9 protein-coding genes and 1 other RNA gene are annotated in these 11,556 nt (G+C 35.9%); 9 read left to right on the plus strand and 1 reads right to left on the minus strand.

From position 1 onward, the window contains the following. Positions 1 to 102 precede the first annotated feature (102 nt). Genes BKP35_RS09535 through BKP35_RS09545 form a run of 3 tightly spaced genes read left to right on the plus strand, consistent with a single transcriptional unit; the run spans position 103 to position 6,362 of the window. On the plus strand, positions 103 to 3,711 hold the full coding sequence (locus BKP35_RS09535; protein WP_071313117.1) for a dynamin family protein: 3,609 nt from the start codon (positions 103 to 105) through the stop codon (positions 3,709 to 3,711). Then, positions 3,708 to 5,615, plus strand: coding sequence for a DUF294 nucleotidyltransferase-like domain-containing protein (locus tag BKP35_RS09540; RefSeq protein ID WP_084031562.1), 1,908 nt, complete (start codon positions 3,708 to 3,710; stop codon positions 5,613 to 5,615). Before BKP35_RS09535 ends, BKP35_RS09540 begins: the two co-directional genes overlap by 4 nt. Further along, a complete protein-coding gene (locus BKP35_RS09545) occupies positions 5,616 to 6,362 on the plus strand; it encodes a 3'-5' exonuclease (protein ID WP_071313118.1) in 747 nt (248 codons plus the stop codon). A 156-nt stretch (positions 6,363 to 6,518) separates the two neighbouring features. Here BKP35_RS09545 and BKP35_RS09550 read toward each other — a convergent pair whose 3' ends face one another. Then, entirely contained in the window at positions 6,519 to 6,842 is a 324-nt protein-coding gene (locus BKP35_RS09550) for a 2Fe-2S iron-sulfur cluster-binding protein (RefSeq protein WP_071313119.1), read from the minus strand. Between the two features lie 601 nt (positions 6,843 to 7,443). Here BKP35_RS09550 and BKP35_RS09555 point away from each other — a divergent pair. From BKP35_RS09555 to BKP35_RS09580, 6 genes are all read left to right on the plus strand, one after another. Next, on the plus strand, positions 7,444 to 7,770 hold the full coding sequence (locus tag BKP35_RS09555) for a spore coat protein (RefSeq protein ID WP_245741932.1): 327 nt from the start codon (positions 7,444 to 7,446) through the stop codon (positions 7,768 to 7,770). 150 nt (positions 7,771 to 7,920) lie between these two features. Then, on the plus strand, positions 7,921 to 8,469 hold the full coding sequence (locus tag BKP35_RS09560) for an SLOG family protein (protein ID WP_071313296.1): 549 nt from the start codon (positions 7,921 to 7,923) through the stop codon (positions 8,467 to 8,469). Between the two features lie 89 nt (positions 8,470 to 8,558). Next, complete coding sequence (gpsB, locus tag BKP35_RS09565) at positions 8,559 to 8,864, plus strand: cell division regulator GpsB (RefSeq protein WP_420534823.1); 306 nt, start codon at positions 8,559 to 8,561, stop codon at positions 8,862 to 8,864. An 11-nt stretch (positions 8,865 to 8,875) separates the two neighbouring features. Then, the gene (locus tag BKP35_RS09570) at positions 8,876 to 9,265 is read left to right on the plus strand and encodes a reverse transcriptase-like protein (RefSeq protein WP_071313121.1); all 390 of its coding nucleotides are present in this window, start codon (positions 8,876 to 8,878) and stop codon (positions 9,263 to 9,265) included. Positions 9,266 to 9,386: 121 nt separating this feature from the next. Next, positions 9,387 to 9,775: RNase P RNA component class B (gene rnpB, locus BKP35_RS09575), an RNA gene on the plus strand. 542 nt (positions 9,776 to 10,317) lie between these two features. Continuing rightward, positions 10,318 to 11,460, plus strand: a complete 1,143-nt coding sequence (locus BKP35_RS09580; RefSeq protein ID WP_071313122.1) for a THUMP domain-containing class I SAM-dependent RNA methyltransferase — start codon at positions 10,318 to 10,320, stop codon at positions 11,458 to 11,460. The last annotated feature ends 96 nt before the right edge of the window (positions 11,461 to 11,556 follow it).

Here is an 11,556-nt window from a genome sequence, read left to right on the forward strand (position 1 = left end):
CTCATTTTAAGAGGGGGAAGCTAATGGGGAATTTATCGCTCTTTTTCTTCTCATTTTTTCGAAAATTCGTTATAGTAGATAAGTAAGGATGGTGGAATACAAGTGATCATAGAAAAACTTCAATCTATAACTGAGAACGATCTGCCTTATACGAAACGAGAGTTAGATCGTAAGCAAAAACTACATAACAAAAAAGATATAAAATTATTTGAGGTCGCCTTTTGTGGCCATTTTTCAGCGGGGAAATCAACGTTATTAAATACGATTGTTGGCGCTGAAGTTTTACCAACGAGCCCAATTCCAACGAGTGCGAACATTATTGAAATAAAGAATGGTGAACAAGCGTTATCGGTACATGCAAAAGGTGAAGAAGAAAAGGTTTGGCACGGTGAAATTCCGTGGAATAAAGTTCGCGAATGGGGAATGAACGGTCATGATATTTCGAAGATGACGATTACGGCACCACTACCTTTTCTAGGCGAGCATAGCTGTATTTTAGATACTCCTGGTGTCGATTCTACTGACGACTCCCATGAAGCTATTACTGTAGAACAACTTTATACGACAGATGCGATTGTTTATGTGATGGACTATAACCACGTGCAATCAGAAACGAACCTTTATTTTTTAAAGCAATTATCAGTGGAGAAAAAGCCGATTTATATTGTGATCAATCAGATCGACAAACATAATGAAACAGAAATTCCATTTTCACAATTTAAATCATCCATCGAAACCGTTTTTCATAGCTGGGGAATAGATTATATTTCTATTTACTTTACTTCGATGAAAAATCAAACGCACCCTTTAAATGAATTTCCACGATTAGAACAACATTTAAAAGCATTACTATATCAAAGCCGAGATTTAATCGAAGGATCACAGTTACGTCTTGAGCAAGGCTTTTATGAGACGGTGGTTAATCGTTTAGAAGAAGAGCAGCAAGAAGCAGTTTCTGAAGTCATTGCTGAAATGAAAGCAAAAGGGTTTCGAAGTGAACAATTAGCCGAGAAAGAGCAGTTATTACGACAGTTAGAGGCAACGCGCCAATATGATCAAAGGTTGTGGCATCGTTTTGATCAAGAATTAGGAAAACTGTTTAAAAATGTGACCATTTTCCCAGCACTAACAACCGATTTAGTAAGAGAATGGATCGAAAGTTTGCAGCCTGGTTTTAAAGTAGGGGTTTTCTTTGCGAAAAAGAAAACGACAGAAGAGCAAGAAAGGCGCTTAGAAAAGTTAATTAATAACCTACAAAATAAAGTGAAGTCACAGCTTCTCTTTCACGTTCAAGCGTATTTTCAAAAGGTCGATAGAGTCGTATTAACGAACAAGGATGAGTTTGAAAATGCGTTCACTAACCTTACTTATGATGTGACGAGTGACTTACTGAAAGCACATGTGAATACTGACCACTCTAATCGTGAGTATGTCTATACATTCACAAACGAAATGACAAATATGATCGTTAAAGATATTCGCTCTAAAGCACGGCAGTTAGTAGAACTAACGATCGAAGGGATGAAGGACTTCTATACTCATGAAGAACAAGCCCTTCATGAAAAATTAGAAAAGCTGAAGGAAATTGAATACTATCGTCTTAAAATCGAACGAATTGAAAATGACTATCACGAATTTATAGAGGTAATGACAGAGCAGTTAAAAACATTTCCACCTGAACAAGAGTATAATAAAAAAATCGTTGAAGCGATGGCAGGTTCTTATCCGGAAAATGATAGTGACGCTTTTGCCAATATTACGTTTGAAGAAGAAAGTGTTATTACTTCTGAATCAATAGATGAAACAAAACGTACAGCTATTTACTTTTCGGAGGAAGAGACAGAGCTTTGGTTGGAAAATGTCAAAAACGTTCTTAGTGAACATAAAAAAACGTCGACCCTTGCTCAAGAAAGAAATCATCTTTTAGAGCGTATAAACCGTTACGAAACGCAAACGTTTATCGTTTCATTATTCGGCGCTTTTAGTGCTGGGAAATCAAGCTTTGCAAATGCTTTATTAGGTGAGGAAGTATTACCAGTTTCACCGAATCCGACGACGGCAACGGTCAGTACGGTTCAAAAGTCAACAAAAGATCATTCGCACAAAACGGCAGTTGTTACGTTAAAGTCAAAACGAGCGTTAAACGATGAGATCAAAGCGGTAGCCGAACAGTTAGATGAAGACATCGATATTCAAAAAATTAATCATTGGAACCCGAATTTCAAACAAGTGATTTCTAGTTGGCAAAAAACGTATGCTGAATATTTACTAACGATTCGAAATAGTTTAAGCGAGTCTAGTGGTCAGTTAGGAAATGAGTTTACGGTAGGGCTAGATGAACTCCAAGGTTTAGTCGCTAATGAAAGTAAAGCTTGCCTTATTGACCATGTAGAAATATATTACGATTCGCCAATCACGAATAAAGGAATCGTTTTAGTAGATACACCAGGGGTGAATTCAATTCATGGCCGACATACGAATGTCGCTTTTACGCAAATGCGTACGTCGGATGCGATTTTTTATTTAACCTATTATAACCATGCCTTTTCAAAAGCGGACCAATACTTTTTACAGCAAATCGGAAAAGTGAATGAAAGCTTTGGGCATGATAAATTGTATTTTGTGATTAATGCGAGTGACTTAGCTAGTAGTCCCGGTGAACTTAACGGTGTAAGAAAACACGTACATGATCAATTGGTTAAAAATGGAATTAATGAGCCTCGCCTATACGATCTTTCAAGTAAAGAAGGGCTAAATGCGAAAAAAGATGATCTGACTTCAGAAACGACGTTTTCTCAATTTGAAAGTGCTTTTTATGATTATACGATTTTAGAATTAAAGCAATTAAGCGTTGATATGATTACGAATGATTTAAAGCAATATATTCGTAAAATAGAAGACAGTATCACGTTTATGAATGAAGAGAAGGTGACTCAGCAACAGAAGCATGAAAGGCTGAAAACGACAGTAGCCCTTCAAGTGAAGCGAGTGAATGAAGTTTCTTTCGATTATGCCGTCCGTGACATTTTACAAGAATTTGAACAGCTAGTACTTTATTTACGAGAGCGAATGCGTTTTGTGTTAAATGACTATTTCACAACTGCTATTAACGTTTCTATTCTTACAGCTAATAGTAAAAAAGGGCTGCAAGAGCAGTTAACTGCAGCGATTAAAGAATGGCGTGGCTTAGGAGAGCACTTTTTAAAACAAGAGTTAGAAGCAACTGTAATTCGTATGGAAGAAGCCATCAAAGAACGGGCGAAAAAATGGGTAAAAGAAGAAGAAACTATAATACAAAAAGAACTCCCATTTGTTTATGTTGATGATGAAATTAACCTTGAAACGACCAATGTCGATGTTTCAGATTTGCACATTTCCGTAAGTTCGAGTAAATATGCTTCATATATTCGTTCGAAGAAGGACTTTTTTGAAGAAGGAGCAGCGAAACAATTAAAAGAGGTTTTAGTTCAAGATGGTGTTGAAATGGCAAGTGTGATGATCGATGAATGCTCTAAACGGTATTTCGTAGCATTTGAAGCTCACTTCCAGGCTATAGAAAGTCAGTTGAAAAAACGGATCGTCGACTCTATCCAAAATGAGTTAGAACGTTTTGAAGCATTATTTGATCCAAGTGTGAAAGAATCTATTCAACGTGAATGTGATGAACTGAGAAGAGTTGGATTGTTGGTTAGGGGAGATGAAGCATTTTGATAAAAAAAGAAAACTTAGAAAAGCTTCGTAAAACATATCCTTTTAATCTTTTGTCAGAAGAGGAATTTGCGGAAATGACGAAAGAAGCTAAGCTATTACAATTTAAAAAAAATGAATTTTTATTTCATGAAGATGAAGAAGAAATTGAATTGTATTTTCTTATCGAAGGATTAGCGAAAAATATTCTTCATAAAACAAATGGAGAACAATTTTCTGTTCGTTATTACTATCCAGGAGATATTGTCGGCTTAATGATTATGCTTGCAGGTGGAAAGATGACTTTTTCTGTTCTAGCTTTGCAAAATTGCGAGACGATCAAATTTAAAAAATCAGCACTTCTGCAAGTGATGACGAACAATAAAGCTTTTTCAGAAATCGTTTTAGAAGGCATCGGCGAAAGAATGAAAACTTTATACAATGAGATTACTCGTGAGCGAAATGAAGAGGAGACAGAAAACATTCCTCTTTTTCGTACGAGAGTTGATGCAATTATGAATAAAGCGTTGATTATCTCAGCCAACGCACCACTTGTTCAAGCTGCGAAACGGCTTCGTGATGAAACTGAGACAGGGCTAGTAGTTGTTGATCACAACAACCATTTACTCGGTACATTGACACAAAGAGATTTATTACAAGCGATTGTGACCGATCAGCTCAATTTATGTGTTAAAGATGTGATGAATAAAAATCCGTATCAAGCTCAATATGATTCTTTTTGTTATGATATTTTATCGTATTTTAAAGATGATCATGTTGACTTTATTCCAATTACAAAACAAGACAAAGTTATTGGAGTATTAACGGCAGAATCATTTCTACAGCTTCAAGATTCGAATTACATTCATATGTCTCACAGTGTTCATCATTCGCATTCAGTGAGTCAGTTGAAAAAACTTGCATCTGTGTATAATCCTATCTTTATTAACTTTGTAGAAGAACTGCTTTCACAAAATACTTACGCATATGACGTATGTGAGTTGATCTCAAATTATAACGATAAAATACATCGCCAAGTAATTAGGCTAGCCTTAAAAGAAATGAAACAAGAAGGGTACGGAACTCCACCGATTAATTATTGCTTTATCGTCATGGGGAGTCAAGGTCGAAAAGAACAAGGATTTAGTACAGATCAAGACAATGGATTTATTTTAGATGACTATGAACACCTTTCGAATAAAGGTGAAATTGAGACATTTTTCCGTATTTTTGCCGAAAAAATAAATCGGGGGTTATTAACTTGTGGTTTTCCTCTTTGTACAGGTGGAATCATGGCGAAAGAAAAAAAGTGGCGTCGTTCACTTAATGAATGGGTCAAAGAAGTAGCACGTTGGGTGAGGGAAACCGATGCAGAAGAAATCCGTAATTTCACAATTTTTATTGATTACCGTCCCATTTTTGGTGACTTTTCATTGGCAACAAAACTAAGAGAGGAAACGACTGAAACGATACGTAAAGGAAAGATTTTGCAACTACTTTTAATGAAAGATACGATTCGTTTTCGTGTTCCGTTAAATCCATTTGGCATGATTACGACTTCAGGAAAATCGAAATCTATTAATTTAAAAAAGGCAGCGATCATGCAAATAGTCAATGGTATCAGGATTTTTTCAATTAAGAATGGTATTAAAGATGAAAACACAATTAACCGTTTAAATAAATTAAAAAAAATAGAAGCGTTTCACCCAAGAGATGTGAACAATGCGAAAACAGCGTTACATATATTAATGTCATTACGGCTTCAAAATAACGTTGCACAATTACGAAACGGTGAGGACTTATCCAACGAACTTTCCCTTGAAACAATGGATAAAGAGGAAAAAAAGAAGCTTAAAGAAGCATTAAGTATCGCCAAACGCCTGCAACATATGAGTGAACTCTCTTTCGCCAGAAAGCGAGGATTATAAATGGAACCTATTCCTTCTTTACGAGTGTTAAAATATCTTTTTTATGATCGTTTTTCGACGTTTTATCAGCAAAAAAAACGGATGAATCCACATTTGCGAAACATAGTTTCTCAACAGTTAGCCCAATATCATGTCAATCTATCATTAGAACAAAGTTTAATGGAGACTACCTTCACCGTTTTTGATTTAGAAACGACAGGCTTTTATCCAAAGTTAGGTGATGAAATCGTTTCGGTAGGAGCTATTAAAATGAATGTAAATGAAATAAAGTTTCCAGAACATTTTTATGAAATTGTCTCGCCTATCGGGGAGGTTCCAAATAATATTTATTCACTTACAGGGTTATCGGAGGAACAGGTAAGTAATGGTAAGACTTTTGATGAGGTTTTTTCAAAGTTTTTAAAGTTTAGTGAAGGTACCGTCTTGGTTGCCCATCCGGCATCTTTTGACGTTAATTTTTTACAAGTGATGGCTAAAAGGTGGCAATTAGGACTATTTCAACCTACATTTATTGATTCTTACTATATCGCAAATTATTTGCGACCTAAGAAGAACAATAAATTAGACGGTTTAGTCTCCTATTTTAATATTGAAAATAAACAGCGACACCACGCTTTAAATGATGCACAAATGACAGCCGAAGTGTTTACGCAGTTGTTGTATTTGTTACAAGAGAAGGGGATCGACACGTTAGGAGATTATTTGAAACTAAGAGGGAAGAAAAAAGGAGACCTACTAATAAAGTGATAAAAAGGGGAAATGTTCCACAAGAAAGTGTCAGACACCGTTAGGTACCAAGTATGAGGATGGGACAATACAAAGTGTCAGACACTTTTGTCCCCCCTCAATACTTGGTAAGGTCTACATGGTGCCGGAAACTTATGGAACAGCGGCCACTTACTTTTAGTCTTCAGGCCTTGGTCCTGGGTCTAAATCAGAGATTGTTTTCGTCATTAATGGGTTAACGAATGCATCGCCATTTACGCGAACTTGACAAGATAAACGACTTTTTGTGTCATCGAGTCCTTTTGCGGCAAAAGCTTTTTTTTCAACTTCGGTTAAATGGCCAAAGTCTCCTTCAATTACTTCTACTCTACAAGAAGCACATCTTGCTTTACCACCACAACGATGCAAAATGTCTATTCCGTTGTCCTCTAAAGCATTTGATAACTTCTTTCCGTCTTCAGCATAAAATGAGTGATAACCAATGACATTAATATTTCCCAATATTATCCCGCCTTTCAAAACTATAACTAATTTTCTTTTTACCCATTAGTAGAAGGAAATAAACGTGAAAATAATTACTATCTATTTCCTGGGTAAGCGCAAAAATAGCGCTGTTTCGCCGTTTTTCTCTATTTTTTTCTATTTTAAGTAAGCGTTTACTTATTTATTTTGTAGAATTCTCTGAAAAGTAACGCGATACGACAAAGAGTATGTAAATTCAAATATTTTCTAGTTGTCATTAATGGATAAGACAATTAAAATAATTGATAGAAATTAATTATTTTAATATAAGTTAATGAGTTTCATCATTCAATATTATAGCCATCAATTATCTATATCTAAATGTAGTTGCGTTAAACCGTTCGCAATTACACATAGTTTCATATGGCTCGATTTAGGTAATTATGAAATTAACTCAAATGGAGAAGATTAAAATGCCCTTATATATTTTAATTTTGTTTTTCGTCATGATCGGTGTAACATTTTTTGTTTTTAATGGAATTTAAAAATGTTACTACAAAATAGGTGATTATACTAGTACATGTGAGCTCCTTTTTACATAGGTTGATATTGACCCTATAAAAAAAGGAGGAGAAAAAACATGTTCTTTCCGAGACCAAGACCAGGAATGCATGCACCTGTAGCTCCAGTTCAACAGCAAATGATGCCACCTCGTGTTCATCCTACTCAACACTATGTAAAGCATAAGTGTTGTGAGTATATTGTACCAGAGGTGCACCCTAGCCATACAACGATTGTTCAAGACCATATGTATAAACACTATCATAACTTCCCACACACTCAATCAGTAGTGGATCGCGTAGGTAGGCAGGATTTCATTTGCCCTCCAGGACCACCTGTAAACCCAGGTATGCCTGTTGGTGGTATGGGAGCCCCTGGAATGGCACCCCGTCGTCGTTTCTTTTAGTTATTGGAAGATAATGATTTACTAAGCTAAACATCGCATTTTTCTTAAAGGGTATGGCATAATTTAAAGTGCCTGCCCTTTTTTGTTCATTTCTAAAGTCTTTTTGATAAACAGCAGAGTAATTAAATTATTGTAGAAGGTGGTAAAATGATAAAAGTATTAGCGGTTACCGGTTACAAATCCCACGAACTTGGTATTTTTGATGAAAAGCATGTTGGTATTAAGTACATAAAAAAAGTGTTACAAAAAAGATTGATTTCTTTTATCGAAGAAGGTTTAGAGTGGGTCATCATATCGGGGCAACTCGGTGTCGAGCTTTGGTGTGGGGAAGTCGTGCTTCAATTAAAACAGGAATATCCACAGTTAAAGTTAGCGGTTTTAACGCCGTACTTAAACCAAGAGGAAAGGTGGAATGATTTAAAAAAGGAACAGTACCAATCGGTTTTACAACAAGCAGATTATGTCGATACTATAACAAAAAGAGGCTATGAAAGCCCTAGTCAACTTAAATTAAAAAATCAATACATTGTCGAAAAAAGTGATGCACTTTTAGTTATTTTTGATGATGACAAACCTGGTTCACCAAGTTATTATATTACATATGCGAAAATTCGTAGCGAGCATTCCGGTTACGAAATATTTTACATATATCCTGATGAAATTGAGCTAGCTTATCAAGATGAATTGGAAAGTTGGTAATTTTCATAATTGACAATATGATAATGTTTTGAAAAAATATAAAAAAATGATGGATTTCATTTAAAGTTAATAGAGGTGATCGTAGGATGATAGAAAAACAAGCTACACAACTAACTCCAAAACAAATATTAGAAAAAGAATTCAAAACAAGCCTAAAAGGTTATAATCAAGACGAAGTTGATAAATTTTTAGATATTGTTATTAAAGATTATGAACTTTTACAAAAAAAGATAGAAATTCTTGAAACAGAAAATGGGCGTCTAAAAACGGAAGCAAAAAAATATACGGAGCAACAACCTCGTCAAGGAACGGCTGCCGGAAATACCAATTACGATATTTTAAAGAGACTTTCAAACTTAGAAAAACACGTTTTTGGTAATAAACTTTTTGATTAAGGGGAATTAGATTGATTGAAGTATATATTGATGGAGCGAGTACCGGAAACCCAGGTTTAGCGGGGGCAGGAATTTTTATTAAAGCAAATGGCAAAGTAGAACATTACTCGATTCCGTTAGGCGAGATGACGAGTCATGAAGCAGAATTTTGGGCTTTAATAAAAGCGCTTGAAATATGTATCGATAAAGGGTATAAAGTCGTTTCATTTCGCACCGATTCAAAGGTTGTCGACGATGCCATTGAAGCGCGCTATGCAAAAAGAGAGCCTTTTGCAAGCCTAATAAACAAAGCTTTACCAAGTATTGATCAGTTCGATTTATTTTTTTTGAAATGGATACCCGGTAAAAATAATGCTACGGCTGACCGACTTGCCAAACAAGCGATAAGAGAAATTCAGTAAAATAATGCTACGGCTGTTCAACTTGCAAGACAAGTTAATAGAGGAAAGTGGTAAAAATTACCTTTGATTTGTATCAAGAAAATGATATAATAGTAATTGTCGTTGTTACGACAGCCAATAGGCGTTCAGGTAATTGCTGCATCTTTTGATGTTGAGGAAAGTCCATGCTCGCACGGTCTGCGATGACCGTAGTGTTCGTGCCTAGCCAATTCATAAGCTAGGGTAGTTCGGTTTCGACTGAGCTAACGGCAGGGAACGTACCTAAGTCTTTATAGATACGGTGCTAATACCTTGAAAGTGCCACAGTGACGTAGTCTACTTGGAAACAAGTAGAGTGGAACGAGGTAAACCCCACGAGCGAGAAACCCAAATTTGGTAGGGGAACCTTCTTGGAGGAATTGAACGAAGAGAAGGACAGGGAGCTTTGCTTCTTGTAGATAGATGATTACCACCGGAGTACGAGGTGAATAGCCGCTTGTAGTACGATGGAACAAAACATGGCTTATCGAACGCTTATAGCTAAAAAATATATTTTTTTGAATGCGAACTCTACACGTTGATGTGTGGAGTTTTTTAGTTGTGCTTTTAGTTTTGAGTTGTGTGTGAAGAGTAGAGAGAGTGCGAGTTATGAATTATGAGTTATGAGTTTTGAGTTGTGTATGTAACGCTTCGAGGTAAAAAGAATACACAATTTACAATTCACAATATAAAATTAAAAATTTAAAATTCTAAAAACGCAAGTTGAAATTCAAATTTAAATTAAAAAATGACTTTAATGTCTTGTGTGAAGTTGTTTCAATGACGCGCCACCGAAATTTTTTTAGAAATTGTTATCTTTTAAAAGGTGCGCGCAAGTAAAAACGGAAGAATCGCAAGAAAAGGGAGGACAATCGCAAGAAAGATTAAATAATCGCAAATAAAAAGCAAATAACTCAAGAATAAACCTCAAGCAAACTCAACCACTCAAAACTCAAAACAAACAAACAGATTTTACATTTAACTGTGTACAAACTATAATAGTAGGAGCAAATTTTAACGAGAGAGGAAATGTTATGGGAAAAGTAAAATTAATCGCAACAGCTGCAATGGGGATTGAAGCCTTAGTTGCTAGAGAAGTAAAAGATTTAGGTTATGAAAATGTACAAGTAGATAACGGAAAAGTAATTTTTGAGGCAGATGAAAAAGCCATTTGTCGAACGAATTTATGGCTACGGACAGCAGACCGCGTGAAGTTAGTCGTAGGTGAGTTTAAAGCATTAACATTTGATGAACTGTTTGAAAAAACGAAAGCATTGCCATGGGGACAATACATTCCTGAAAATGCAGAATTTCCTGTCGTCGGTAGATCTGTGAAGTCAAAGCTTTTTAGTGTCTCTGATTGTCAGGCGATCGTCAAAAAAGCGGTTGTTGATAGTTTGAAAAAAACATATAAACGTGCGTGGTTTGATGAGGATGGTCCGTTTTACCGTATTGAAGTTGCACTACATAAAGATACTGCTTTATTAACGATTGATACGACTGGAAATGGATTACATAAACGTGGATATCGTTATCTGCATAGTGAAGCACCATTAAAAGAAACGATGGCCGCAGCCATGATTATGCTTACGAATTGGCGTGCGGATCGTCCTTTTTGGGACCCGTTTTGTGGTTCAGGGACGCTACCAATAGAGGCGGCGATGATCGGGCAAAATATCGCACCAGGATTTAACCGTGATTTCGCTTCGCAAAACTGGGATTGGGTTGGACAAAACAATTGGGACCTAGCCTTAGAGGAAGTGGAAGACCTTGCTAACTACGACCAGCCACTTGAAATTATCGGAACAGACATTGACCATAAAATGGTTGATTTATCGATTAATAACGCGCAAGAAGCAGGCTTTGGTGACATGCTTCAGTTTAAGCAAATGCAAGTAAAAGATCTTTCTACAAAATTAGAGTACGGGTGCATCGTAGGAAACCCACCATACGGTGAACGTTTAGGGGAAGTAAAAGAAGTAGAGCAAATGTATCGTGATATGGGCCAAGCTTTCGCAAAATTTGATACGTGGTCCGTGTATATGTTGACTTCTAATGAAGGATTTGAAGAACTATACGGAAAAAAAGCTTCGAAAAAAAGAAAGCTTTATAATGGAAACATAAAAACGGATTTTTACCAATTTTTCGGTCCACGCCCACCGAAAAAGAATGTATAGTTTACAATTACAATGTAAAATTGTTTGAAGGTTGTGCTACGTATTATGCTTTTGATACATAGAGGTCATTAGATTTAAATTAGTGCCAATATGTTT

Source organism: Anaerobacillus arseniciselenatis (assembly GCF_001865995.1).
GTDB lineage: Bacteria > Bacillota > Bacilli > Bacillales > Anaerobacillaceae > Anaerobacillus > Anaerobacillus arseniciselenatis.